This is a genomic window from Pseudomonas sp. OE 28.3, from assembly GCF_014268205.2.
GTDB lineage: Bacteria > Pseudomonadota > Gammaproteobacteria > Pseudomonadales > Pseudomonadaceae > Aquipseudomonas > Aquipseudomonas edaphica.
Genome location: NZ_CP077082.1, coordinates 6,334,287 through 6,360,422 on the forward strand (window position 1 = coordinate 6,334,287; position 26,136 = coordinate 6,360,422).

The 26,136-nt window shown below is 61.5% G+C and carries 25 protein-coding genes; 4 read left to right on the forward strand and 21 right to left on the reverse strand.

The features are described 5' to 3' along the window. The first annotated feature begins 60 nt into the window (after window positions 1-60). A complete protein-coding gene (locus tag HU759_RS28590) occupies window positions 61-963 on the forward strand; it encodes a LysR substrate-binding domain-containing protein (protein ID WP_170036823.1) in 903 nt (300 codons plus the stop codon). Window positions 964-1,069: 106 nt separating this feature from the next. Here the strand turns inward: HU759_RS28590 and HU759_RS28595 are convergent, their stop codons facing one another. Continuing rightward, window positions 1,070-1,687, reverse strand: coding sequence for a hemolysin III family protein (locus tag HU759_RS28595; RefSeq protein WP_017139425.1), 618 nt, complete (start codon window positions 1,685-1,687; stop codon window positions 1,070-1,072). Between the two features lie 411 nt (window positions 1,688-2,098). Between HU759_RS28595 and HU759_RS28600 the strand changes: the two genes are divergently transcribed. Next, window positions 2,099-3,013: a LysR substrate-binding domain-containing protein gene (locus tag HU759_RS28600; RefSeq protein ID WP_017139426.1), complete on the forward strand. Its 915-nt coding sequence runs from the start codon at window positions 2,099-2,101 to the stop codon at window positions 3,011-3,013. 137 nt (window positions 3,014-3,150) lie between these two features. On the opposite strand, the gene madM is transcribed toward HU759_RS28600, so the two are convergent. The 20 genes from madM to pilG all read right to left on the reverse strand — a co-directional run bounded on the left by madM (window position 3,151) and on the right by pilG (window position 23,784). After that, a complete protein-coding gene (gene madM / locus HU759_RS28605) occupies window positions 3,151-3,915 on the reverse strand; it encodes a malonate transporter subunit MadM (RefSeq protein ID WP_026013868.1) in 765 nt (254 codons plus the stop codon). Between the two features lie 5 nt (window positions 3,916-3,920). Further along, window positions 3,921-4,313: a malonate transporter subunit MadL gene (gene madL / locus HU759_RS28610; RefSeq protein ID WP_017139428.1), complete on the reverse strand. Its 393-nt coding sequence runs from the start codon at window positions 4,311-4,313 to the stop codon at window positions 3,921-3,923. 67 nt (window positions 4,314-4,380) lie between these two features. Next, entirely contained in the window at window positions 4,381-5,280 is a 900-nt protein-coding gene (gene mdcH / locus HU759_RS28615) for a malonate decarboxylase subunit epsilon (RefSeq protein WP_170036821.1), read from the reverse strand. Then, window positions 5,277-5,873 carry a malonate decarboxylase holo-ACP synthase gene (locus HU759_RS28620; RefSeq protein ID WP_170036819.1) on the reverse strand — a complete coding sequence of 199 codons (597 nt, stop codon included), beginning with the start codon at window positions 5,871-5,873 and terminating at the stop codon, window positions 5,277-5,279. The genes mdcH and HU759_RS28620 overlap by 4 nt, the downstream gene beginning before the upstream one ends. After that, complete coding sequence (mdcE, locus tag HU759_RS28625) at window positions 5,867-6,637, reverse strand: biotin-independent malonate decarboxylase subunit gamma (protein WP_170036817.1); 771 nt, start codon at window positions 6,635-6,637, stop codon at window positions 5,867-5,869. The genes HU759_RS28620 and mdcE overlap by 7 nt, the downstream gene beginning before the upstream one ends. Beyond that, on the reverse strand, window positions 6,634-7,476 hold the full coding sequence (locus tag HU759_RS28630; protein WP_170036815.1) for a biotin-independent malonate decarboxylase subunit beta: 843 nt from the start codon (window positions 7,474-7,476) through the stop codon (window positions 6,634-6,636). Before HU759_RS28630 ends, mdcE begins: the two co-directional genes overlap by 4 nt. Beyond that, window positions 7,469-7,768, reverse strand: coding sequence for a malonate decarboxylase subunit delta (locus HU759_RS28635; protein WP_017139433.1), 300 nt, complete (start codon window positions 7,766-7,768; stop codon window positions 7,469-7,471). The genes HU759_RS28630 and HU759_RS28635 overlap by 8 nt, the downstream gene beginning before the upstream one ends. Continuing rightward, on the reverse strand, window positions 7,768-8,601 hold the full coding sequence (locus HU759_RS28640; protein ID WP_138452413.1) for a triphosphoribosyl-dephospho-CoA synthase: 834 nt from the start codon (window positions 8,599-8,601) through the stop codon (window positions 7,768-7,770). The genes HU759_RS28635 and HU759_RS28640 overlap by 1 nt, the downstream gene beginning before the upstream one ends. Next, window positions 8,602-10,272, reverse strand: a complete 1,671-nt coding sequence (gene mdcA, locus HU759_RS28645) for a malonate decarboxylase subunit alpha (protein ID WP_169987560.1) — start codon at window positions 10,270-10,272, stop codon at window positions 8,602-8,604. Between the two features lie 276 nt (window positions 10,273-10,548). Next, complete coding sequence (locus tag HU759_RS28650; protein ID WP_186617010.1) at window positions 10,549-10,779, reverse strand: DUF6124 family protein; 231 nt, start codon at window positions 10,777-10,779, stop codon at window positions 10,549-10,551. Window positions 10,780-11,104: 325 nt separating this feature from the next. Then, complete coding sequence (locus HU759_RS28655; protein ID WP_186617008.1) at window positions 11,105-11,524, reverse strand: hypothetical protein; 420 nt, start codon at window positions 11,522-11,524, stop codon at window positions 11,105-11,107. Then, window positions 11,502-11,885: a polymorphic toxin type 44 domain-containing protein gene (locus HU759_RS28660; protein WP_186617006.1), complete on the reverse strand. Its 384-nt coding sequence runs from the start codon at window positions 11,883-11,885 to the stop codon at window positions 11,502-11,504. Before HU759_RS28660 ends, HU759_RS28655 begins: the two co-directional genes overlap by 23 nt. A gap of 234 nt (window positions 11,886-12,119) precedes the next feature. After that, on the reverse strand, window positions 12,120-12,554 hold the full coding sequence (locus HU759_RS28665; RefSeq protein ID WP_186617004.1) for a hypothetical protein: 435 nt from the start codon (window positions 12,552-12,554) through the stop codon (window positions 12,120-12,122). Next, entirely contained in the window at window positions 12,517-13,146 is a 630-nt protein-coding gene (locus HU759_RS28670; RefSeq protein ID WP_169987570.1) for a nucleotidyltransferase domain-containing protein, read from the reverse strand. The genes HU759_RS28665 and HU759_RS28670 overlap by 38 nt, the downstream gene beginning before the upstream one ends. Before the next feature lie 806 nt (window positions 13,147-13,952). Further along, the gene (locus tag HU759_RS28675; protein WP_186617002.1) at window positions 13,953-14,408 is read right to left on the reverse strand and encodes a chemotaxis protein CheW; all 456 of its coding nucleotides are present in this window, start codon (window positions 14,406-14,408) and stop codon (window positions 13,953-13,955) included. Further along, window positions 14,401-20,220 carry an Hpt domain-containing protein gene (locus HU759_RS28680; RefSeq protein ID WP_186617000.1) on the reverse strand — a complete coding sequence of 1,940 codons (5,820 nt, stop codon included), beginning with the start codon at window positions 20,218-20,220 and terminating at the stop codon, window positions 14,401-14,403. Before HU759_RS28680 ends, HU759_RS28675 begins: the two co-directional genes overlap by 8 nt. 159 nt (window positions 20,221-20,379) lie before the next feature. Next, the gene (locus HU759_RS28685) at window positions 20,380-22,431 is read right to left on the reverse strand and encodes a methyl-accepting chemotaxis protein (RefSeq protein ID WP_017139440.1); all 2,052 of its coding nucleotides are present in this window, start codon (window positions 22,429-22,431) and stop codon (window positions 20,380-20,382) included. Then, entirely contained in the window at window positions 22,428-22,952 is a 525-nt protein-coding gene (locus HU759_RS28690; RefSeq protein WP_017139441.1) for a chemotaxis protein CheW, read from the reverse strand. Before HU759_RS28690 ends, HU759_RS28685 begins: the two co-directional genes overlap by 4 nt. A 12-nt stretch (window positions 22,953-22,964) precedes the next feature. Next, the gene (gene pilH / locus HU759_RS28695; protein WP_017139442.1) at window positions 22,965-23,330 is read right to left on the reverse strand and encodes a twitching motility response regulator PilH; all 366 of its coding nucleotides are present in this window, start codon (window positions 23,328-23,330) and stop codon (window positions 22,965-22,967) included. Between the two features lie 46 nt (window positions 23,331-23,376). Continuing rightward, a complete protein-coding gene (pilG, locus tag HU759_RS28700) occupies window positions 23,377-23,784 on the reverse strand; it encodes a twitching motility response regulator PilG (protein ID WP_010564379.1) in 408 nt (135 codons plus the stop codon). 239 nt (window positions 23,785-24,023) lie between these two features. Here pilG and gshB point away from each other — a divergent pair, with 239 nt between their 5' ends. Both gshB and HU759_RS28710 read left to right on the forward strand, forming a co-directional pair. Continuing rightward, window positions 24,024-24,977 (forward strand): glutathione synthase, encoded by a 954-nt coding sequence (gene gshB / locus HU759_RS28705; protein WP_099550340.1) that lies wholly within the window; start codon window positions 24,024-24,026, stop codon window positions 24,975-24,977. Between the two features lie 77 nt (window positions 24,978-25,054). Next, complete coding sequence (locus HU759_RS28710) at window positions 25,055-25,960, forward strand: energy transducer TonB (protein ID WP_017139444.1); 906 nt, start codon at window positions 25,055-25,057, stop codon at window positions 25,958-25,960. The last annotated feature ends 176 nt before the right edge of the window (window positions 25,961-26,136 follow it).

Consider the following 26,136-nt stretch of genomic DNA (forward strand, 5'->3'; position numbering starts at 1 on the left):
GACAGGTCGCCGACAATGAATAAAGATAGGTCATCTATAAACAAAGGTTATGGACTTGCCATGCGCCTGCGTCATATCGAAATCTTCCAGGCCATCCGCCAGACCGGCTCCGTCAGCGCCGCCGCGCAGCTGTTGCACGTCTCGCAACCGGCGGTGACCAAGGTGCTGCAGCACGCCGAGTTGCAGTTGGGCTTTGCGCTGTTTTTACGGGTGCGCGGCAAACTGCAGCCCACACCGGAAGCGCTGGCGCTGGAAAGCGAAGTCGAGAAAGTCACCGAAAGCCTGCAAGGCGTGCGGCGCCTGGCCAAGAGCCTGCGCCGTGAGCCGGGCCAAAGTGTGCGTATTGGTGCGATTCCGGCACTGGCCCTGTCGCTGCTGCCGCCGGCGATTCTGGAATGGAAGCGCGACTACCCGGACATTGCCTGTGAGCTGTCCAGCGACCACAGCCGCGAGCTGGTGCAGAAGCTGTTGATGCGTGAGATTGACCTGGCGCTGACGCTGAACTTCTCCGGCCATCCGGGGCTGACCACGCAGGTGCTGGCCAATGGCGTGTTGGTGGCGCTGGCGTCAAAGGGTTATTGGTCGGATGCCGAGCTGAGCAAGCCCCTGCCATTGGCGGACCTGGCGGGTGCGCCGTTGATTGGCCTGTCGAGTGCCGACCCGTTGGCCGCCAAGCTCGACAGCTACCTGGAAAACGTCGACCCACCGCCACGGGTGAGCATTGCCGTACAGACCTATTCCCTGGCCCGGGCGATGGTAGAGTCAGGTGCCGGGTTGACGGTCATCGACCCGTTTACCGCCCTCGGCGCGTCAACGGCGACCACCTGCATTCGCCCGCTCACGCCGCCGTTGCCGATCACCCTGTACGCCCTGACCCGCGCTGATGAGCCACCGCCACATATGTTGGCGAACCTGTTGGACATTTTCGGCAACCGAGCGCGAGAGCTGCTGGAACGCTTGTAATGTCGGAGCTGGCTTGCCTGCGATAGCGGTATTGAATGTGCCGACGCTATCGCAGGCAAGCCAGCTCCCACACAAGCCAGCTCCCAAAAATACCAGCTCCCACAGGTCAGAGCACGTAGTGCATGATCGCCACAAAGTGCAGCAAACTGCCGCCGATCACAAACAAATGCCAGATCCCATGGGAATGCCGCAGGCGATCCTCCAGGGCAAAAAAGATGATGCCGACGGTGTACAACACCCCGCCCGACGCCAGCCAGATAAACCCCGCCGTGCCCAGCGCGGCAATCAGTGGCTTGACCGCCACCAGCACAATCCAGCCCATCACCGCGTAGATCACAATCGACAGAATCCGCGCCTCGGAACGCGGCTTGATCTCCTGCAAAATGCCGATCACCGCCAGCCCCCACACGATTCCAAACAGCGTCCAGCCCCACGGCCCGCGCAGCGTCACCAGGCAAAAGGGGGTGTAGCTGCCGGCAATCAGCAGGTAGATCGAAAAGTGATCAACCTTCTGCATGATCTCTTTTCGCCGCCCCTGCACGCTGTGGTACACGGTGGACGCGCTGTACAGCACCAGCAGGGTAAAACCATAAATCGCCACGCTGACGATCTTCCAGGGGCTGCCGTCCAGGCTCGCCACCACCAACATCCACACTGCGCCGACAAACGCGGCGACCGCCCCGGCCAAATGGCTCCAGGCGTTGAATCGTTCCCCGTGATACATGTGTCACTCACCTCGAATAACCGTTACCACATGGTTGTGCCAGGACCATTGTGACGCTACCGGCACTGTTACAGGTAACACGCATTTCTGCCTTTGCCCAACGACCCCGTGCCGATGGATCACTCACTGAGTCCTGTGGGAGCTGGCTTGCCTGCGATAGCGGTGTGTCAGCCCATCATTCAATAATTGACAGACCTCATCGCAGGCAAGCCAGCTCCCACATACGGCAATCTCCATGGCCCGGCCCCAATATCGCCACCTGCATGGCTTGCCGGGTGCGATTGTGACCGTGCGCGGGCTGTACCTGTTCCCTTCGGTACACCCGCCTGGTGCTGGGCCTGTGCAGCGCATCGCTGGGAGTGAACGGGTTTTAGGGGCACAATCGACAGCATTCGAACCCGAGCCACGGCCATGCTGATCGACGAAGAGTTCACCCTCAAGAAACTGGAAATCTTCCTGGCGTTCATGCGCACCGGCAACCTGGCCCGCGCCGCTGCCGAGCTGCAAACCAGCAACGTCAGCGTGCACCGCGCTATTCACTCGCTGGAAAATGCGCTGCGCTGCCCGTTGTTCAAACACGAAGGGCGCAACCTCACGCCGCTGGAAAGTGCCTACGTGCTCGAAGAACGCGCGCAGAAACTGGTCGCCGATGTGGTCGACAGCGTGCGCCTGACCCGCGAAGCCGCCGGGTTTTCCGCCGAGCGCTTCAAGCTGGGCTCGCTGTATTCGCTGACGGTCAAAACCGTGCCGCAATTGATCATGGGCCTTAAAATCAGGCGCAGCGAACTCAATATCGACCTGATCCTGGGTTCCAACTTTGACTTGCTCTACAAACTCAAGAACATGGAAGTCGACGCGATCCTCATCTCCCTCGATGACCACGCCAACGACCCCGACTGCGAACAGATCGCGCTGTTTTCCGACGACATCTTCCTCGCCACTCCAGCCGATTCACCCTTCGACCGTGAGCAGCAAATCGACTTGGCGGATGTGCGCGACGCTACTTTCATTACCCTCACCCAAGGCTTCGCCACCCATCAGGACGGCAATCGGGTGTTCAAGCAGGCGGGCTTTGAGCCGAAGGTGGCGATGCAGGTCAATGACATTTTCACGCTGCTGAGCATGGTCAGTTCAGGCGTGGGTTATGCGTTGCTGCCAGGGCGGATTGCAGCGGTGTATGAGAACCGCGTGAAGCTCATACCGCTGCAACCGCGGTATCGGTTGCAGCAGCATATTGGCGTGGTGTTTTTGAAGGCCAAGGAGCGTGATCCGAACTTGCTGGCGTTGCTGGCGGAGTGTCGGATGTATGCCAACCGCCAAACCTGACACCGATCGTTCCCACGCTCTGCGTGGTAATGCAGCCCTGGACGCTCCGCGTCTGCTCTTAAAGGCGTGACGCGGAGCGTCACATGAGGCATTCCCACGCGGAGCGTGGGAACGATCATTGATGAGGCCGGCTCAGGTCAGCCCACCAACCCGCGCATCAGCAAAAACAGCAACGACGGTCCCAGCAGACAGCCCAGCGCCGTGTAAAACGCCGCCGTCAGGCAACCATATGGCACCAGCTTCGGATCGGTCGCTGCCAAACCACCGGCCACGCCGCTGGACGTGCCCATCAGCCCGCCGAAAATCACCGCACTGCGTGGGTTATTCAGCCCGATTAACGGCGCTACAAACGGCGTCATCACCATCACCAGAATGGCCTTGATCAACCCTGCGGCAATCGACAGCGCCATGACCTCGGAGCTGGCACCAATCGCCGCGCCCGTCACCGGGCCAACGATGTAGGTCACGGCGCCCGCACCAATAGTGGTGAGGCTTACGGCATCGGTATAACCAAACGCCAGCGCCACTCCAACGCCAGCCACGAACGAGGAACCCACGCCGACAAACAGCGCCAGCACGCCCACATAACCGGCGCGCTTGAGTTCATCCACACTCACGCCAAACGCCGTGGCAACAATGGCAAAGTCCCGCAGCATCGCGCCGCCCAGCAAGCCGATGCCCGACAGCAACGGAATATCCACAACACCCTTGGCGCCGCCGGTAAACGCGCCGCCCACATACGACAGCACCAGCCCGAGCAAAATGGCGATGGCCGAACCGTGCAGCCGGCCTTTGGTGAAGGTGTCGGAGATCCAATAGGACACCCACATGGTCAAGCCGATCACGGCAAAACCACTGATCAGGCCGTAGCCGGTGATCACTTTCATCATGGATTCGTACATGGCGATCACCCGGCTTCTTTAGTGGGAACAACCGCAACAGGCTTGCGGTTGCCGATGCGCACTAACACCGGTACCAGGGCAAAACCCAGCACTACAGCGAGCGTGCCGGCCAGAATCGCCATCGGCCCGCCCTTGATTGCGCCGTACACGTTTTGTTGGGCCGCCATCGCTACCACAATAGGGATATACACCGCCGCCCAGAAGCTCACGCCCTGCTCCGACTTGCCGGTAAACAGCCCACGTTTACTGAGGTAACTGCCCAGGCCGATCAACAGCAACATGGCGATACCCACCCCGCCGACGTTGGCCGGAATACCCATCCACTTGCCCAGCAACTCACCGATAAACAGGCCGATCAACGTACACAGCGCCAGAAACGCCACACCGTAAATAATCATTGTTGTTGTCCTCGAAGTGCTTCATCGAAATTGTTGTTTTTGTGCTTCGAAAGCCTTGGGTGGTGCTTTATCGGTGGCGGCGCTCCTCCTCTTGCAGCAGGGCCTGCAAGGTGTCCAGGCGTGCGCCTTCATAGGCGATTACGCTGCCTTGCTCGAAGACACGGCGGGACAGGCCGGTGAGTACCGCGCCAGGCGGCAATTCGATTTGCAGGCGCACACCACGCTCGTAGGCGCTTTGCACGGTGCCGCGCCAGTCGACGATGCGGCACATGTTGAAAGCCAGGTCGTCGCGCAGTTGCTCGGGGTTGTGGATCGGCCGCGCGCGGGTGCTGCTCAGGTAGGTGATGCGCGGCGCCTTAAGCGTTACAAACGCCTGCGCCAATGCCTCGGCGGGTTCGTTCAGCAGCACGCAATGGGATGGCACGCTCACGGCCAGGCGCTTGGCCACGCCGTTGCCTTTGATCCGTTGCGCGACACGCTGCATGGCTTCGTCACTGCCGGCGATGACGGTCTGGTTGTCGGCGTTGATGTTGGCCAGGTACACCGGGGTTTGCGGGCTGTGGATTTCAGCCAGCAGCGTTTCGACTGTGGATAACTGCGGGCCGATGATCGCGGTCATGCCAAAGCCTTGTGGATAAGCGTTTTGCATCAGTTCGCCGCGCAGGCTCACCAGCTTAACCGCGTCAGCAAACTCCAGCGCACCAGCGATGACGGCTGCAGGGTAGGCGCCGATGGACAGGCCCGCCACGTAATCAGGCGTGCGTTGCAATTGGCGGGCGTGGGCCACACCGGTGATCAACAGGCAGAGTTGCACAGCGCGAGTGTTGGCCAGGGCTTGGACTGAATCGAGCTGGCTTACGTCTTCGCCCAATGCATCACTGGCTTCTTCCAGGACGTGATCAGGCAACGCTTGAAGCATGCCCGCGCGTTGGGCACCCTGCCCCGGAAATACCAGAAGGCTGCTCATGCCACGGCCTGCCAAGGGTCAAGTACCAGGTGCGCGCCGTGGGTGGTTTTAAGCAGAACCCGGTGTGATTCGCCAGCCCATTCACGCAAGGCGACAGCGCCAAACGGGGTTTGCAGTTGCAGGTCGACAGCGCATTCGGCCGAGTCCAACAACGCCAACAGATTGCGTGCGGCGTTGCGCTCAAATGGCTCGGGTGTGCACAGCATCAAATCCAGATCGCTTTGGGCATGCAGTGCTTCAATGCCGCTGGCCAGCTCGAACCCTGCACTGCCGGTGACGCCCCAGTCCTGCTGCGCCAGCACTGGGCGCAGTTGATCAAGCGCGCGCAATGCCGGTAGATCCCGCGACGAGACCACACCGCGCAAATCTTGCGGCGTCACGCGTCGTTGCACTGCCACAAGGGGCATCAGCGCCGCAAAGCGCTGCTCACGCAAGCGCCCGCGCACACCCACAGCCACGTCACCCGGCTCGACCGTGGCGCGACGCACCACCACCGGGTGACCGGCGCTGATCACCTCCAGCACCCAGGCCGGCGCATCAGCGGGCAGATGCGCCGGGGTCATGCCCCAGAGCAAGTCGTGGGCGTTCACCATTGCTCCCGCAGCAGTTGGCGTACGTGGCTTGAGGCGGCGCGATTGCTCGCACCGAGGCGCCCTTTCAGATCCGGGCTGTGGATATCTTCAATGGCGCGCAGCAGGCAATCGCTGACCCGCGTCACGTCGTCCGCGGTGGGCTGTTCAATCTGGCTGACCGACAGGGTTTCCCAGAGCAAACCCAGGCTGGCATAGCTGTCAATGTCATAGGCCATGGGCGGCACGCTGGCGGCCAGGGCCTCGAGTTCTTCAACACTGCGCAAGGTCACCCGCGCCGCCGAGGCCTTGCCCATGGCGTGCACCATCACGCCAGGGTCACGCAGGGCGATCATGCGGTTGGCCTGATAACCGTGAGCAAGGAATGCACCGGACATGGCTTTGCCCACCAGCAGCGCAATCACCGGGTGCCCGGCCAAGCGAGCGCGGGCATAGCTGTCGGCGGCGGCGGCCAGGGCCTGATGGATGCCGAGGGCTTCTTCGCGACGGCCGTAGGCTTGGCTGGGTACATCGACGATAGCGATGATGGGGCGTTTGTCGCCCTTCTCGATGGCTTCGTCGACAGCCTTGGCAAGACCCCAGCCCTCCAGTAAACCGACTTCGCCGTTGCGCGCACGCGGGAAACGATTTTGCGCATCGGTGACCACGGCAATAAAGCGCACGGCCTGTTCACCCACTACGCCGTCTGCAACCTTCAATGAGTCGGGCAACCCTTCGACAGGCGTTGCGCCGACGCTCAATGCGTTGAACCACTGCAAGCCTCTCATGGACGTTCTCCTTGATACAGGTCGCGCACCGTCGCGGGGTCTATTTGCGGCGTTGCGTCCAGCTCGGTAAGGCGCGCCAGGTAGAAGTCGATCTGACGGCTGCGCTGCTGCTCGGGCAAACCCTGTTGCAACAAGGCGCTGACGGTCTGTTGGATGTGCGCCACATCGTCCGCCACATAACGGTCGGCCAGGCCGCTGTTGAAGCGTTGCTCGCCGCCGGTAAGGCTCCAGATAAACGGCCGGTCGCGGGAGTCGTACTCTTCCAACCCCGCTTCCTGCTCGATCACTTGTGGGCCATTCAAGCCCAGGCGTGCTTCGCGGGTGACCACCAGATAACTGCACAACCCGGCGGCGATGGACATGCCACCAAAGCAACCGACGCTGCCCGCCACCACACCAATCACCGGCTGGTACTGGCGCAGGTCGACAATCGCCGCATGGATATCGGCAATCGCCGCCAGCCCAAGGTTGGCTTCCTGCAAGCGCACGCCGCCGGTTTCCAGCAACAGCACGGCACGGGTGGCAACACCGTTGCGGTTATCTTCGGCAGCCAGTTCAAGGGCACCGGCGATTTTGGCGCCGCCCACTTCACCGAGGCTGCCGCCCTGGAAATTGCCTTCAATTGCGGCCACTACCACTGGCAACCCGGCAATACTGCCCTTGGCAATCACCACGCCGTCATCCGCTTGCGGCACCACGCCTTGGCGGCTGAGCCACGGCGACATCACGCGTTGGAACGGGTCGATCAGTTCGCGGTAAGTGCCGCTGTCCAGCAACGCCTTGGCTCGCTGCCGCGCACCGAGTTCGACGAAGCTGTGCTTGTTGAGTAAATCAGTCATGGCCGATCTCCTCGAAACCCTGTTCCAGGCGCAAACGCACCACGCCGGGCGTGGCGCCGAAGTCGTGGATGTCAATCTTCAAGGCCGGTGGCGTCTGCTCCTGGAAGATCCGTTCGAACAGATGCTGCCAGCGTTGCTCGGCGCCATTCACCGAAGTCTGCACTTGAATGGTCAGCGTGCCGGGCGTGCCCGGTTCCAGCAGCACTTCCAGGTCGCCGGAGCCGACGCAACCCACCAGCGCACGGCCTTTGGGCGGCTGCCCGGCGGGGAATTCAAAGGATAAGGTTTCCATCACAACGCTCCGTCGAGGCGGTCGATAAACAGGCAGGCGGCCAACAGGTCGGCGGCGCCGCCGGGGGAGGCATTCAGGGCCAGGAGTTGCTGGTCAAGGTCGTGCAGTTGGCGGCGCCCGGCGAGGCTTGCGCTACCGCCAGCGTCCAGCACCGCCTGGGCGCCGCGTTGCATGGCGCGCAGGCCTTCGGTGCCGGCTCGGTAGAGCACGCAGGTGTCGGCCAGGTCGGTCATGATCGCGAGCAAGGCGTCCAGGCGCGCATTCTGTTCACCGGCGTTTTGCCGGCGGCTTTTGTGCAACTGCGGCAGGCCGCGTTGCACCACGGCAGGGAAGCCCAATTGCGCTTCTTCACGGGCACCGCGTGCGCCGTAGCGTTGCGCGACTTGCGCGCCATGGCTTAGCGGTTGCGGGGCGAAACGGTCGTTGAGCAAGGCCAGTTTGGCGGCGGTGAGCGTGACAGCGCGTGGCTCCAGAGCCGCTGCGGCAGTGAGCAAACCGAGGGCCCAGATCGCGCCGCGATGGGTATTCACGCCTTGGGTGGTGGCGAGCATGGCTTGCTCACCTTCGCGCCCGATACGCCCGAGGGCTTCGCGCAAGGGCAAACCCACTTCACCGAACTCAAGCGCCGCTTCGGCCATTTCCTTGAACATCGGCCACAACGACAGCGCCGAGGCGTGCATCAGGCCCAGGTGCAAATCGCTATGGGCGCCATTGCCGCGACGGTCTACCAATGCGGGTTTGGGTGACAGGTCAGCCTCATCAATCAAGGCATCCACAGCCATATCCGCCAGGCGATCGGCGAGGCTCAGTTCATGCAGTTTGAGGGCGCGCATTTACCAGCTCCTGAACTTGGCGGGCGGGTTATACAGGCCACCGGACCAGTCCACCAAATCGGCCACGCTCTTGGCGGCGAGCAGCTCGCGGGTGGCGTCGGTGCGGCGGATGCCGAGGTCTTCGGGCAAGGCGATCAAGCCTTCGCGGCGCATGCGCGCAGTGTCCTTGGGGTTGTGGCGCATGCCGATGGCGGTGACGCCTGCAACGGCGGCGATCATCGCCTGGCGCTCTTCCAGCGAGCGTGCCTTATACAAATAGGCGATGCCTTCTTCGGTGAGCAGGTGAGTGACGTCGTCGCCGTAGATCATGATCGGCGCCAGCGGCATGCCGCTTTTGCGCGCGACTTCCACGGCGTCGAGGGTTTCGACGAAGGTGGGTTTGCCACCTTCCTGGAAGGTCTCGACCATTTGCACCACGAGCTTTTTGCCGCGTTCCAGCAAGGCCTCCGGCGCGTCGTCGTGGCGCATATCGAGCCAGGCAGGCGTACCGTGACGGCGGCCGCGTGGGTCGTGGCCCATGTTCGGCGCGCCACCAAAACCAGCGAGACGGCCACGGGTCACGGTGCTGGAATGCCCGTCGCCATCCACTTGCAGCGTGGCGCCGATAAACAGGTCCACCGCGTATTGGCCAGCCAGTTGGCAGAACATCCGGTTGGAGCGCATCGAGCCGTCGCGGCCGGTGAAGAACACATCCGGGCGGGCGGCGATGTAGTTTTCCATGCCCAGTTCGGTGCCGAAGCAATGCACGCTTTCCACCCAGCCGCTTTCAATCGCGGGGATCAGGGTTGGGTGCGGGTTGAGGGTCCAGTTGCGGCAGATCTTGCCCTTGAGGCCCAGGGACTCGCCGTAGGTCGGCAGGATCAACTCAATGGCGGCGGTGTTGAAACCAATGCCGTGGTTGAGCGACTGCACATTGTGTTTTTCGTAGATGCCACGGATCGCCATCATCGCCATCAGCACATGCACCGGCTTGATATGACGCGGGTCGCGGGTAAACAGCGGTTCGATGTAGAACGGCTTGTCGGCCACCACCACAAAATCCACCCAGCTCGCCGGGATGTCGACACGGGGCAAGTCGGTGACATCGTCGACCAACTGGTTGACCTGCACGATGACGATGCCATCGCTGAACGCAGCGGGTTCGATCAGCGCCGGAGTGTCTTCGGTACTGGCGCCGGTGTAGATATTGCCGGCGCGGTCGGCCATGAAACCGGCCGAAAGCACCACGTTGGGGATCAGGTCAACCACCAGCCGTGCGTAGAGTTCGATGTAGGTGTGGATCGCGCCGATTTCCAGCAGGCCATCTTCGAGCAACTGGCTGATGCGCAGGGATTGGGTGCCGGCGAAGGAGAAATCCAGCTTGCGCGCGATGCCCTTTTCAAACAGGTCCAGGTGCTCGGAACGGCCGACACTGGGCATGATCATGTGCAAATCGTGGAGCTTGGTCGGGTCGGCCTTGGCCAGTGAGCGCGAGAGAAAATCGGCTTGCTTCTGGTTATTGCCCTCCAGCACCACCCGGTCGCCGGGGAGGATCAGCGCTTCCAACGCCTCGACGATTTTGTCACTGGGCAACACCGCCCCGTCTGCGTACTGCTTGACCAGCCCGAGCCGCCGCTGCTTCTCGTCGCGCCGCCGCGTCCAGCGCGAATCGGGGGTGATGGTTGTTGTCATGGTCGCTCCACGGGGTTTGCTGTCGTGGGCTGTACCTTAGGAGTGAATGTGGGGGGCATCAATCAAGCCCGGCGGTGGATCGTTACGGTTGGAGTAACGGAACATCAGTGAATGCTGGATTCAAGCCAAATGAAAATCAAAGGTGGGAGCTGGCTTGCCTGCGATGGCGGTGGGTCAGCTATGAAGGTGTCGGCTGACAGTCCGCTATCGCAGGCAAGCCAGCTCCCACATGTGTTCGGTGGTGTGTGTTAGATAGCGGTTCCAATCAGGGACCGCTTAAGCAGGGCTGACTTGTTCCAGTGCTCTATCGACCAACAGTTGACTCAGCTCTGCCATTTGCTGAATCGCCAACATGCTCGCGCGCTGGGCGGGGTCCAGGTCGAAGGCCAAGTTGCAGGTCAGTGCGTTGAGGGAGCACAGGGTTTCGCTGGCGTTGGTCAGCAAAGCTTCGGTGTTTTGGTGGGGATTTACGGTGAAGAGGGGCGGATTAGGGGTAGGTTTGATCATGATGAAGCTCCTAAACAGTTAGTAAGGAGCGCCACCGTTCGCTTGCACGCGAATGAGGGTGGCGACCGTGCGCAGGTGTGCAAGACCGGGCCTGTTTAGGACACCCAGCAGGTCCGAAGACCTCCTGCGCGCAGCCGCCATAAAGCAGCGAGCACAAAAAACGCCCGTGGTTGGCTGGGCGTTTGTACGCCTAAACAGTTTCGTCGGACTTGCACGTCCGTGTCATCGTTTTTCGATGACGAGACGAAGACTAGCCGCCAAGACTACCCACAACAAGTTCATGCACAGCTCGAAATCTTGCAGGAAAATTCCGAAGGCTGGCCCATCAAAGCGCCATCACCACCTTGACCGACCCCAAGCCTTCCAGTGCAAAGCTGTGGTACTCGTAGACCTCTCCTTGAATATGAAGAAGTAGAGCGCTTCCCTCATCACTCACCTGAACTTCAGGTTTTTTTGTTTTCAGAAAAGGATGAGCAGACACCAATGCGGCGAGTATTTCCTGATCACTCCCCAAATCCTCATGGACGTAGTACCTATAGGAAAAACCCACCGTCGCTCCACCCTGACCGTCTCGAGCACCGTAGATGGAGGTGCCGTTGCCCAAGGAATGCTTCAACACCACTTCATCCAGATCCGGTGCTCCGGCAGACATGATCCAACTGGCGCCGATATAGAGAAGGCAGACGATGAGCAGGCAATTGCGCAGTAACGGTCCGAGGCGTTTAGTGGCCTTGGGAAATTGCATATTCAATCCCTCTTCTTATCCAATATTGGTCCCGTGGATCATCACCAAAAGGCTCACCGCCCCACCATGTACCGAAATCCGGGAGTGTCGTTTTTGCAACAGTTTGCGCCACGCCGGCAGCTCGCAGTAATACGTGCTCGGGAATGCCCAACACTGTCCCCGTAGCGCCGTAATTGAAGTTACCAAACGCTTCGTACTCGCTCCCTCTCTTCTTGTAGTTCCAAGGTCCGGCTGCCCGAACCTGGGAGTAAAACCAGGAATAGGCGAATGCCGAGCCGGGTTTGAGGTGGGTGCGTTTACATCGAGAAATCGCCATGTTTTCAAAAATTGAAACACCCGGCGGCATTAGCGGAACAGCCATTTGCGGATCCTTGCAGGCAGTGAGGAGCGCAGAAACTAGCCACTCCACTCAGGCCTGAAAACCCGCTTAATCCAAATGCAGAACCGACCTACAGCAACTACAGCCCATTCCGACATGTGAGCGGTCAATCCGCATCATTAGCAGATCCAAAACGGCGGAAAGATACGGTCATCAAAAACAATTTTTAGTCAAGCCAGCTCCCACATTGGATTGACGGTGCTGCGAGGACTCGCGTCATTCCCACCGATGAATAGCCAACACTTCTTCCACTTTGCCCAGCAGCATCGTCGCGCCGTCCATCAACTGCCCAAGCAACGCCTCATCCTCATCCATATATCCTTCATATTCCGCCAGGTTGCGGCGCTCATGACACAGCGCCAATAACCTCACCTGCACCTTGTTCGCGTCGACGGTGTGGATCAGGCATTGAAAAACCAAATAGCGTTTGTCCGAGCGATAACCGCGCAGGCGCAGCGCTGTGAGCGCGATAGCGTGGGCGGCGTTGTATGCCAAGTCGAAACGACTGGCGAAGGCTAATTGCGGGTTACCTGCATCCCTCAACCGATCTCGCGCCGAGCGCATCAGCCCATCACACTCTTTGCGATCCGGCGGCTCAGCCTTCAAGCCACCGCTACGTTGCAGGTTCTCCAGGTTTGCCTTGCTGTCCATCCATGGACTCCTGAGGGTTGCCCCCCATCAGATTGATCTTGTCCTGCTGCACGACCCGCTGCACAAAACTGTTCCCGGCATTCCATTTGCTGGTCCAGTCGTCAGGGGTGTAAAGCGTCGGGTTGATGGTGCGGCCCAGTTGCTCTTCCAGCGGCATGAGTTGCTCCATGACTTCACTGTAGTTGAGGCTTTGGCCGATCAGCATCAGATCTATGTCACTGGATGAGTGCGCCTCGCCCTTGGCGATGGAGCCGTAGATAAAGGCCCAGGTTATCTGCTCCGCGAACGGTGCCAATGCATTGCGCAAGGGTTCGTCCAGACTGAGGGTCTTGCGCACGATGGCCAACAACTCCGAGTAAATCGGGCATTGGGGATTAGCCTGGTAGTGGGTCTGATTGCCTTGGCGCGTCATGCTCAAGATGCCCGCCAACTGCAAACGCTCCAGCTCGCGGGTGAGGCTGCCTTTGCCCACTTGAGCCGAGCGTGCGATTTCATTGGTGTAGAAACTTTGACCAGGCTTGCCGAACAGCAGGCCCAGCACTTTTTGCTGGGTGTTGGTGAAGAGTGCGGTGCTAAGCGGCAAGGTTTGCATGGCAGCGGCCAAAGAGTCCCAAAAAGGGAACGATAGGTCCCTTTTTGGGAACGATCAAGTCATCCCCGACCTGCGGCTACTTTCAGGCTGCCGCACAGAGCCCCTGTGGGAGCTGGCTTGCCTGCGATGGCGGTGGGTCAGCTACGAAGGTGTCGGCTGACAGTCTGCTATCGCAGGCAAGCCAGCTCCCACATGTGTTCGGTGATGCTAGTTAGATAGCGGTCCCCTTTTGGGACTACTCAGGCAGGGCTGATGTGTTCCAGTGCTCTGTCGACCAACAGCTGACTCAGCTCTGCCATTTGGATCGTTCCAACGCTCCGCGTGGGAATGCCGCCTGGGACGCTCCGCGTCCCGCCAGGCAGCACAAGACTCAAGACCAGCGCAAGGGTGACGCGGAGCGTCACGGGATGCATGCCCACGCGGAGCGTGGGAACGATCATCTCAAGTAATCCGCGACCTGCGGCTACTTTCAGGCTGCCGCACAGAGCCCCCTGTGGGAGCTGGCTTGCCTGTGATGGCGGTGGGTCAGCAATGAAGTTGTGGGCTGACAGTCTGCTATCGCAGGCAAGCCAGCTCCCACATGTGTTCGGTGATGCTAGTTAGATAGCAGTCCCCTTTTGGGACTACTCAGGCAGGGCTGACGTGTTCCAGTGCTCTGTCGACCAACAGCTGACTCAGCTCTGCCATTTGGATCGTTCCCACGCTCCGCGTGGGTATGCCGCCTGGGACGCTCCGCGTCCCGCCAGGCAGCACAAGACTCAAGACCAGCACAAGGGTGACGCGGAGCGTGGGAACGATCATCGCCGTCAGGCCAGGCCGGACTCGACCAACAACGCTTCCACCCCCATCAAATCCGGCACCTTCGCCACGTGCTCGCCCACCTGCACGGCCGCGAGTTCCAGCGGGCAGAGTGGCACGTCCACGTAGCTCAATTCGCTGTCGAGCTTGTACGAGCGGGGAATGCCCTGGATCACCAGCGCAATAAACTTCAACGTCGGCCGCCCGCCCAGCGCATTCAGCACCACGATGCGCGAGCGCTCGGCGGTCAAGATCGCCTCGCCGCACACCGCTTCAAAGCTGATCAGGGGTATTTGCCGGTCACGCCAGGTCACTTGCCGCAGGTACCACGGCGGCGCATCGCTGGCCGGTTCGCCGCGCTGGAAGTCGATCAGCTCGGCCACGGCCACATTGGGCAGCAGCAGATGGCGGTCAGCCAAGGGCAACAACAGGCCAGTGAGTTGGCTGGTGCGGTGGTCAAGCATGGGACTTGCTCCAGTAGGCGATGCTTTCCAACAGCACCGACTCTTGGTACGGCTTGCCGAGGTAGTCGTTGACGCCGATGGCCATGGCGCGGTCGCGGTGTTTCTGGCCGGTGCGCGAGGTGATCATGATGATCGGCAGGCGCATCAGGCGCGGGTCGTTGCGCACCTGAATCGCCACCTCGAAGCCGTCCATGCGCGGCATTTCGATGTCGAGCAGCATCAAGTCCGGGGTGTGTTCTTCGAGTACGGCGATGGCGTCGATGCCGTCTTTGGCGGTGAGTACGTTCATGCCGTTGCGCTCCAACAGTCGGCTGGTAACTTTGCGCACGGTGACCGAATCGTCCACCACCAGCACCAGCAGCGGGCGCTTTTTCAGCGGGTCGTTGAGGATCAGCGGCGCGTCAACCGCCTGGGCCGGCGACACGGGTTGACGTGCCCGGATGTGCGCAAGCAGGTCGATGATCAGCACCACGCGGCCATCACCCAGGATGGTCGCGCCGGACAGCCCCTGCACGCCCGCGAACGGCGGCCCCAGGCCCTTCACTACAATCTCCCGAGTACCGGCCATGGCATCCACATGCACCGCCACGCGCCGCTCGTTGCATTGCACCAGCAGCACCGGCACGGGCTGGTATTGGCCGAGCAATTTCGGGCGGCTGACGGTATGCAGCAGGTCGCCAAGGTAGAACAACTCATAACGCTGGCCGCCATATTCATAACGCGGCGGGTCTTGCTGATAGTGCCCAGCCAACTCGTGGGGCAGCACACGCACCACGCCTTCAATGGTGTTGAGCGGGATCGCATATTGATCGTCCGCGCACTGCACCATCAGCGCCCGGTTAACCGACACGGTAAACGGCAGGCGAATGCGAAAGTGCACGCCCGCACCGGGCGTGGAGTCAATCACCATCGAGCCGCCAAGCTGGCGCACTTCTTCGTGCACCACGTCCATGCCCACGCCGCGTCCGGATATCTGGGTGATCTTTTCCGCCGTCGAAAAACCCGGCTGCAGGATAAACTGCAACACGTCGCGGTCGCTGATCTCTTGATGGGGGTCGAGCAGGCCGCGCTTGATCGCCTTGCGCCGCACTGCGTCCAGCGGCACGCCGGCGCCGTCGTCGCGCATATCGAACACGATATCGCCGCCTTCGTGGGTCAGGTCCAGGGTGATACGACCCTTTTCCGGTTTGCCCGCCAGCACACGTGCTTCGCGCGACTCCAGGCCATGGTCGACGGCGTTGCGCAGCATGTGTTCCAGCGGCGCGACCATGCGTTCGAGCACGTTGCGGTCCATCTCGCCTTCGGCATTGCCAACCACGAACTCCACGTCCTTGCCCAATTCCTCTGCCACCTGCCGCACGATGCGCTTGAGGCGCGGCAGCATGCGCTCAAACGGCACCATGCGCGTGCGCATCAGGCCTTCTTGCAACTCGGTGTTGATGCGCGCCTGTTGCTGCAACAGGTTGTGCGCATCCTGGTTGCGGCGGTCGAGGGTTTCCTTGAGGTCCAGCAGGTCGGAAGCGGACTCGGACAGCGCACGGGACAGTTGCTGCAACTGCGAATGGCGGTCCATTTCCAGCGGGTCAAACTCTTCATAACCCAGGCGCTCGGCCTCGGCTTGCTGGCGGCTGAGGATACGACCCTGGGTTTCGCTGTCGAGGCGGCGCAGTTGGTCGCGCATGCGCTCGATAGTGGTTTCGACCTCGCTGAGGGCCGTGCGCGCATCGTTGACCTGCTGCTCGATGCGCCCCCGGAAAATCGAGGTTTCACCGGCCAGGTTGACCAGGTCATCGAGCAAGTCGGCGGAGATTTTCACCATGTCCGCAGCCGGGTCCATAGCCGCTTCGGCCTTACCGGCGGGCAGTGCAACCGGCGCCAGCGGCTCATCGCTCGGGTGTACCAGGCTCTTGATCCGCTCGATCAGCTTGTCCACCGAGCCCACCGGTAAACCGTCTGCCACCGCGTCGATCATCTGCGCCAAGCGGTCGTGGCAACCTTGCAGCAGCGAAAACAGTTCCGGCGACGGCGCGAGCAAACCAGCGGACAGCCCTTCGTAGAGAAACTCCAGCTCATGGGCCAGATCGCCAATCGGCCCGATCTCGACCATGCGTGCACCGCCCTTGAGGGTGTGCAGGTCGCGCAGCAGGGTTTCCACTTCCTGGCGATTGTTCGGCTCGGCCTGCCAACGCACCAGCGCGCTGCCGGAGCTGTCGAGAATATCGGCGGCTTCTTCGAGGAAAATTTCCAGCAACTCGGGGTCGGCGGTCGCCACTTCGGGTGCTGTGGCCGCGGCTGCGGGCGTGCTGCTGTGGCGCAACTCGCGCAGTTGCGCGATCAAGTCGCTGGAGTCACTCAGCGGTTGCTGGTCTTGCAGTTGATCCAGTTGCAAGGCCAGCCGCTCGTGACTGGCCATCAACACTTGGGACAACTCGGTGGAGTAGCTGTAACGGCGGTCTACCAGGCCTTCGTAGAGGCCTTCCAGCTCATGGGCCAGGTCGCCAATCAGGCCGATTTCGGCCATGCGCGCGCCACCCTTGAGGGTGTGCAAGTCGCGCTGCAACGAAGACAACGGCGCTGCGCTGTCGGGCTCCAGCAGCCAACGTTTGAGCGACTGGCCGGCGCTGTCGAGGATGTCCACGGCTTCTTCGAGGAAAATCTCGACGATCTCATCGTCCATTGCCGTGTCCTGGTTCAACTGCGCCGTGGCCGCGCCCAATTCAGCGATGCTGAGGGCACGGCTGCCGTCGCTTTTGATCAGGCCGGTGGCCGACGGGTCGAGGGCTTCATCGAGCAATTCGCGCAGGGCCTGCACCCGCGCCGGCGCCGGGCTGATTTCCTGCCCCGCAGCCAACTGGTCGAGCATGTTGATCAGCGCGTCATGGGCCTGTTCGGCTTCTTGGAAAAACCGCTCGCTGACCGCCAGGCTGCTCTCCTCCACCGCCCCGTACAGGTCAAGCAAAGCTTCACAGAGTTCGTCGATGCTGTGCAGGTCGGCGATATGCGCGCCCTCGCCCAAGGTGGTCAACTCGTCCAGCAGTGCGGTGAGTTCCTGACGCTCACCGGGGTGCTGCTGCCAGCGGCGCAACAGGCTTTCGGCGTCGAGCAGAATGTCCATGCCTTGGGCCAGGAAGTTGGCGATCAACTGCGGGTCGCGTTTGATACGCAGGCCCGTGTTCGGCGCGTCGAGCAAGGCTTGCAGTTGTTGGTCGAGCAGGCTTTGAGTGCGGCTGATCAGGTCCGGCGCGCCCTTGATTGGCACCAGCGGGTCACTGTCCAGTTGGTGCAGGCCGCGCTGGAACAAGCCTTCGGCTTCCAGCAACAGCTCCACTTCGTCCAGGTCCAGCGGCAGGCGGTGGGCCTTGTATTCGCGGGTCAGGTGATCCAGCGGCCGCGCCAGTTCGGCAATCGGCAGCACACCGGCCATGTAGGCACTGCCTTTGAGGGTGTGCAGGGCACGTTGCAGCTCATCGCTGACTTGCAGCGGCACATGCTCGGCGGCCTGTTGCAGGAAGCGGTTGATGCTCTCCAGGTGGCTCTGGGCTTCGTTGCGGAAGATCTCCAGCAGCATTGGGTCGTGCGGCTCGGCGGTGGCTGTTGCAGTGCCACTGGCTAGGGCATGGGCACGGGCGGCCAGGGCGTCGACTTCATCGCGCTGGTGTTGGTCGTCGGTGGCGAAGTCGGCGATCAATTCGGGCAGCAGGGCCACCGCTTCATCCAGTACGTGTTGCACATCGGAGCTGAGGGCCACGCTGCGTTCGAGCACGCGATTGAGCAGGTTTTCCACCGCCCAGGCCAGTTCGGCCAGCACCAGGGCACGGACCATGCGGCCGCTGCCTTTGAGCGTGTGAAAAGCCCGGCGCATTTCGCCTTGAGCAGTTTTGTCGGCGCTGTTGGGCAGATGGCGGTGTAGCACGTCGAGGACTTCGTCGGTTTCTTCGAGGAAGACTTCGCGCAGCTCATCGTCGATGGGTTCTTCATCGGCCGGCGGCGGCAGCAAACTGCCGGGGCGATGCAGCGCCGGCGGATTCAGGCGCGTGATCGGGCTGGCCAAGGCATCGAACTGGGACTGGCTCGGCGTGCTGTCGGCCGACAATGCGCCATCCGGCGCAACCAGCGCCTGACGCCAGGGCTTTTCGGCGGGCAGGTAACCGAGCGCGGCCAAGCCTTGGGTGGCCAGTTCCAGCACGCGTTCGCCAGCGGCGTCAGGGTCCTGGAGCATGCGTTCCAGGTAATACTCAAGGCTGCTGATCACGTCGGCGAAATGCGCCAACTGCGCCTGGGTCGGCGGCGCGTCGTTGACCATCAACTGTTCGTCGACGTAATCGGTGCAACCCCGCATAAGGCTCGCTGCGCGGGGCAGTGGAATCATCGCCAAGGCGCCGCGCACCTGGCTGAGCAGCTCCGGCAGGGATTCCAGGCGTTGGCGGTCCCAGTCGGCTTCAATGCAGTCGATCACCAACTCTTTGGCTTGGCGCAGGCATTGGCAGGACTCGCGGATCACCAGTTGATGAATCTGCGTCAGGTCGGTGGTGGGCAGGCGGCTTTCTTCGCGGCTTTCCGGTTCGACGGTGCCGACCATGCCGGCCAGCGTGGCCTCGACATAGAGCAAGGCGCCGGCGACGTCCATCAGTACGGCGTCGTTGGGTTCGCGGTGACCTTGCACCAGGCTCAACACCACGGCGAGCTGGTCGATGATCACCTTGCGCGGCTGGCCGAAACCCAGCACGGCCAAGGTATCGGCGATCTGCCGCAATGGCGCCAGCAGCGCATCCAGGTCGTCGGTGTGTTGGCGGTCGCTGCGCACGAACAAGTCGAGGCGCTCCTTGACCCGCACCAGTTCCTCACACAATGCGCCAAGCACCGACCCCATGGCATTGCGATCCGGTCCCGCCAGCCGCGCCCGTTCGGCATCGACCACGGCACTGTCGGGCAAGGCCTCATCCAGGCCGTAGCGTTCCTTGAGACTTTGCATGCGCGGCGTCGGACGAGTGACCTTGGCCACATAAAACAGCAGGCTCTTGAGCAGTTCGTCGGGCGCCGGCTGGTTGATACCGCCGATGCCCTGGGCCAGCAGGCGCTTGAGTTGCTTGTCGCTGGCCTTGAGCAGGCTGCGCAGCGCCGGGCTGTTGGCGATCACGCCGGTGAGCATGCCTTCGACCAGCGCCGAGGTGACTTGCCACAACGGCAACAGCGGCGCGCCCTGGCACAGCGCTTCGAGGCGCGCAAACACCCGCGCCATGTCTTCCAGGTTGCTCGGGCCATGGTCTTCGCGCAGCAGGCCAGCCAAGGCTTGTTGGAGCAATTTGTGCCACTGGTGCAATTGTTCGTGCAGTTCTGGCACTGCGCGCTGGGCCAGGGCTTCGTCGGGCAGCGGTGCAATCGACAAGAGCTGTGGGCTGAACAGACTGGTTTCCGACAACAGGCTTTCGCCGCGGGCGCTGCGCAGGTCGTTGAGCAGCGGCAACACCACCAGCGGCAGGTCGCGGCGGGCGCTGTGTACGCGGTCCAGATACAAGGGCAATTGGCTGAGGGCTTGTTGCAGCAGGCGGATGCTTTCATCGCGCTGGCCGACGCGCTCGGCTTGCAGGGCCAGGGTCAATTCTTCGATTTCTTCGGCGAGCAACGCCGCACCGTAGAACTCGACCATTTGCAGCGCGCCATGCACTTGGTGGATGGCGGCCAGGCACTCGGCGATGGCGTCGCTGTCGTGGGTTTCGACAAACGCATCCAGCGCCGAACGGGCCTGCTTCAGGGTTTCGGCAATGTCGCCCTTGACCCATTCAAGGGCCACGTAGTCGTGCCGATCAACCATAACTGCTCCGCTTAAAATTTATGAGTTGCTGGTGTTGCCAAGAACAATCGAGATCACCTGTGGGAGCTGGCTTGCCTGCGCTGGCGGACTGTCAGGTGATACCTGTGCAACTGACCCACCGCTATCGCAGGCAAGCCAGCTCCCACATCAGATAGCATTTCAATCATCGGCCTGTTTAGGCGGCGGCAGGGTGAAACCCGACACCGACCGGCGCAACTGACTGGCCATCTTTGCCAAATTGCCGATGCTCTCCGCCGTGGCCGTAGAACCCGACGACGTCTGCGTGGTGATCTGCTGAATCACATTCATCGTCAGCGAGATCTGCCCCGCCGATGAGGTCTGTTGCTGCGCCGCATTGGAGATGCTCTGAATCAACGCCGCCAGGGTTTTCGACACGCCTTCGATCTCTTCCAACGCCACCCCGGCGTCCTGGGCCAGCCGTGCGCCACGCACCACTTCGGTGGTGGTTTGTTCCATGGAGATAACCGCTTCGTTGGTGTCGGCCTGAATCGCCCGCACCAGGGTTTCGATTTGCCGGGTGGCGGCGGATGAGCGCTCGGCCAGCCGCTGTACTTCGTCGGCCACCACCGCAAAACCGCGCCCGGCGTCACCGGCCATGCTCGCCTGGATGGCGGCGTTGAGGGCGAGGATGTTGGTCTGGTCGGCAATGTCGTCGATCAGGCTGACGATATCGCCAATCTCCTGGGAAGATTCGCCCAGGCGTTTGATGCGCTTGGCGGTGTCCTGGATCTGTTCGCGGATGTTGTCCATGCCATGGATGGTGTTGTGCACCACCTCGTTGCCCTTGTTGGCGATTTCCACCGAGCGCTCCGCCACGGCCGAAGATTCGGCGGCGTTGGCCGACACTTGATCGATGGACTGGGCCATCTGGTTGATCGCCGTGGAGGCTTCGGCGATCTGCTGGGCTTGATGCTCCGAAGCCTGGGCCAGGTGCATGGCGGTGGCCTGGGTGTCCTGCACCGCACCGGCCACTTGCCCGGCGGTGAGGTTGATGGTCGCGACCAGATCGCGCAGTTGGTCGACGGAGTAGTTGATGGAGTCGGCGATGGTGCCGGTGAAGTCCTCGGTGACCGAGGCGGTCACGGTGAGGTCGCCATCGGCCAGGTCTTCGATTTCATCGAGCAGGCGCATGATCGCGTTCTGATTGCGCTCGTTCTTCTCGGCGGTTTCATGCAGTTGGCGGTTGGTTTCGCGCACCATCACCAGGCCGATCAGAATGATCGAGGCCAGTGCCAGCAAACCCAGCACGTAGCCACCAATGGTGTCGAAACTTCGCCCGCTGGCGAGGTTTTCAAAACCGGTGGCCAGGTGCGAGGCCTCATCGAGCAGGGTTTGCGACAGGTTGAAGATATTGCTCGCCGAGGCCCGCACCTGGAACAGCTGCGGCGAGGTTTCGAGGATTTCATCCACGGAGCCGGAGACAAACTCGAACAGCTCCGAAATTTCCGCCAGCCGCGCGCGCGCGTCATGGTCTTCGACCTGGGTAATGCGCAAGCCCGGGTTGCCATTGAGCATGCCGTTGAGCACCACACCGAAGCGGCTGGCATCGCGGCCAAAGGCATCGGCGGCTTGCACGGCGGTTTCGTCGCCCGCCAGCACGGTGTTGACCGCGCCGAGAATACGTTCGGCCAACAGCGATTGGCGTTGAGCCAACGCTACCTGGCTGGCCGGTGCGCCACGTTGCAGCAGGATATCGACGACCTTTTCCGATTCCATCTGCAATTGCGGCACGGTTTCGGCGAGGGTCGCGGCCACTTGATGCAGGGACAACACGGTTTGTTCGCTAGCCAGAATCGCGTCGGTGTTTTTCAGCAGCGCTTCCCAGTCGGTCTGCACCGCGCGCATTTCCGCACGAACCGCACTGGGCGCGGCGGGCAGGCCGGTTTCGGTATCACCTTTTTTCAGGTAGCCCCAGCGCTGGGCAAAGTCGTTGCGCGCATCGCCCAGCAATTTGAACGCGGCGGCCTTGCCGGCAGCGGCCTCGGTGGCGTTTTTGGCGATGCGTTGGGACAGCACACGCAGCTCACCGGCGTGGCCGATGTACTGCTTGTCATAGGTGGACTGAGTGTTGAGGTACGCGAAGTTGGCGAACAACAGCATGATGAACACGATCAGCGCAATAAACAGCACGATGATCTGTGAGCGGCTGCGCGATGCGGCCTGGGGTTTGGGCGTGGTGACGGTGGTCATGCGGCAACATCCATGAAGCCTGGGGCCTGGGCCAGAGCGAAGGGGCTGAAGACCTGCCACAGCGGGTCGCCGTCGAACTGGCCGAGGATAAACGGCGCGCCGGGTGCGGCGCTGGTCAACAAAGCGTCTTGTGCGAAATGCTGCATGCCCACCACCTCGTCTACCAGCAGCCCGACAAACAGGTCGTTGTACTCGACCACCAGCACCCGCCGTTGCTTGCGTGCCTTGGACAATTCAAGGCCAAGAAAGCCGCCCAAGTCCATTACCGGCAGCAAACGCCCACGCAGGTTGGCCACGCCCTTGACCCACGGTTTGACACCGGGCATCAAGGTGCAACGCGGCTCATGCAGCACTTCGGCGACTTCGCCCATCGGCGCCACGTACCAGTGTGGCCCCAGGCGAAAGCCGATCCCGCTCCAGCGTTGCAGGCGAGCTTCCTGGGACGGCAGGTCGGCGGCCAGCAGGCGGCAGCGGCGGTCGATGTCCAGCAGCAGCTCGAAGGCGGTTTGCGACTCGGTCATGATCGCGAGCCTTTAGCCGGCCAGTACCTTGTTCAAGGTGGCGATCAGGGTGTCTTCGTCCACAGGCTTGGTCAGGTAATCCTTGGCACCCTGGCGCGCGCCCCAGATTTTGTCGGTTTCCTGATCCTTGGTGGTGATGATGATGATCGGAATGCCGTTGGTTTCCGGCTCCTTGGACAGTTGGCGGGTAGCCTGGAAGCCGTTGAGGCCCGGCATCACGATGTCCATCAGCACGGCGTCGGGTTTTTCCTGGCGGGCCAGGGCCACGCCGTCCGCGCCGTTTTCGGCCTTGAGCACCACGTGGCCGTGCTTTTCCAGCATGCCGGTGAGTTTGTACATTTCAGTCGGCGAATCGTCGACGATCAGAACGCGTGCCATGGTTTTCCCCACTACATTGGTCGGCGCCAGCCCTTGTGAGGCGGCGTCAGTGTGCTTGTTCTACTGCGGCAAACCCAGGCACGTAAGCCTTGATTGCGCCCAGCAGTTCTTCCTTGCTGAAAGGCTTGGTCAAAAACTGATCGACACCAACGATGCGCCCCTTGGCCTTGTCGAACAGGCCGTCTTTAGAAGACAGCATGATCACCGGGATCGACTTGAACGCCGGGTTGTTCTTCACCAGGGCGCAGGTCTGATAGCCATCCAGGCGCGGCATCATGATGTCGACAAAGATAATGTGCGGGTGATGATCAACAATCCGGGCCAGGGCATCGAAACCGTCGATAGCCGTGATCACATCGCAGCCCACGTTCTTCAACAGCGTCTCGGCGGTGCGGCGGATCGTTTTTGAATCATCGATCACCATCACTCTCAAGGCGTTGGAATGCTGTTCCATATCTGCTCTACCATCGCCACAGCGAATCGGTTTTCGGTGTGTACTGCCTGATGTTGCACAGGATGAGCGCCGCAAGCCTTGGAATTCAAGGGCTGCTGCGCCGTGGCAGTCTTTTTAGCACAGTCTCCGGGCGCAATCTATCGAGCAACCGGCCAGGTGGTTTTTCCTTGACCCACAACAGCCGCAGCGCCACTCTGACGCCACTTTTATGCGCCCTAATTTGCTAGAGGAAATCCCCCATGAGCGTTCGCGTCGGCATTGTCATGGACCCTATCGCCAGCATTTCCTATAAAAAGGACAGCTCGCTGGCCATGCTCCTGGCCGCCCAGGCCCGCGGCTGGACCCTGTTTTATATGGAGCAGCGCGATCTTTACCAGGGCGACGGCGAGGCCCGCGCGCGCATGCGCCCGCTGCAGGTGTTTGCCAACCCTGAGAAGTGGTTCGAACTGGCGGACGAGATCGACAGCCCGCTAAGCGATCTGGACGTGATCCTGATGCGCAAAGACCCGCCGTTCGACATGGAGTTCGTCTACTCCACCTACCTGCTGGAGCAGGCCGAGCGCGCCGGTGTGCTGATCGTCAACAAGCCGCAAAGCCTGCGCGACTGCAATGAAAAGCTGTTCGCCACGCTGTTCCCGCAGTGCACGCCGCCGACCGTGGTCAGCCGCCGCGCCGACGTGCTGCGTGAATTCGCCGCCAAACACGGTGATGTGATCCTCAAACCGCTGGACGGCATGGGCGGCACGTCGATCTTCCGTCACCGCGCCGGCGACCCCAACCTGTCGGTGATCCTGGAAACCCTGACCGCGCTGGGCACCCAGCAGATCATGGGCCAGGCTTATATTCCGGCGATCAAGGATGGCGACAAACGCATCCTGATGATCGACGGCGAACCGGTGGATTACTGCCTGGCGCGTATTCCGGCAGCCGGCGAGACCCGTGGCAACCTGGCGGCCGGTGGTCGCGGTGAAGCACGCCCGTTGTCGGACAAAGACCGTTGGATCGCCTCTCAGGTTGGCCCAACCCTGCGGGAAAAAGGCCTGCTATTTGTAGGACTAGACGTAATTGGTGAGAACCTCACCGAAATCAACGTCACCAGCCCGACCTGTATTCGCGAGATCGACAATGCATTTGGCACGAACATCGGCGAAATGCTGATGGCGGCCATTGAGCGCAAGCTACAAGCCAAGTGACATAGAACAGCCGGACATAAACCAACATTGCGTTATCATGCGCCACCTGTGAAACGCGCGATGTTGGTTTTTTTGTCATGACACTCCCGTCCGATCTGCCCTACGAACTCTCCCACAGCGGCGTGCGCCCGGCTGATCGGCTCGGATTTACCCTGTTCCTGGCCGCCTTGATCCACCTCGCCCTACTGCTCGGCCTGGGCTTCACCTACGTCGAGCCCAAGCAGATCAGCAAAACCCTGGAAATCACCCTCGCCACGTTCAAGAGCGAAAAAAAGCCCGAAAAGGCCGATTTTCTTGCCCAGGACAACCAGCAAGGCAGCGGCACCCTCGACAAGAAGGCCGTGCCCAAGACCACCGAAGTGGCGCCTTTCCAGGACAACAAGGTCAATAAAGTCACGCCCCCACCCGCCCCCAAGCCCGAGGTCAAGCAGGCCGCGCCCAAGGCCGCCGTGACCACCGTTGCGCCCAAACCGCAAAAAGCTGCGACCCAGCGCGAGAAAGCCAAGACCGAACCTACGCCTGAGCCGGTGAAGCCTGCGCCGACGTTCGACAGTTCGCAGCTCTCTGACCAGATCTCCAGCCTCGAAGCGGAACTGGCCAATGAGCAACAGCTGTATGCCAAGCGCCCGCGCATCTACCGCCTGAATGCCGCGTCAACCATGCGCGACAAAGGCGCCTGGTATAAAGACGAGTGGCGCAAGAAGGTCGAGCGCATCGGCAACCTCAACTACCCGGATGAAGCGCGGCGTCAGCAGATTTACGGCAATTTGCGTCTTCTGGTGTCGATCAACCGCGACGGCTCGCTTTATGAAGTGCAGGTGCTGGAGTCCTCCGGCCAGCCACTGCTGGACCAGGCCGCCCAGCGCATCGTGCGCCTGGCTGCGCCTTTCGCGCCGTTTACCGGTGACTTGAACGACATCGACCGCCTGGAAATCATCCGCACCTGGAAGTTTGCCAGGGGCGATCGGCTGTCGAGCAACTGAGGATCGTTCCCCCTCGCCACAGGTACGAAGTACATCCTTTAATGATGGATAAGGATCGTTCCCACGCTCTGCGTGGGAATGCATCTCAGGACGCTCCGCGTCCACTTTTAAGAGCGCGACGCGGAGCGATCACTAACTCCAGCTTGTCAGTTCGCCCCTCCAACGCCACACTAGTG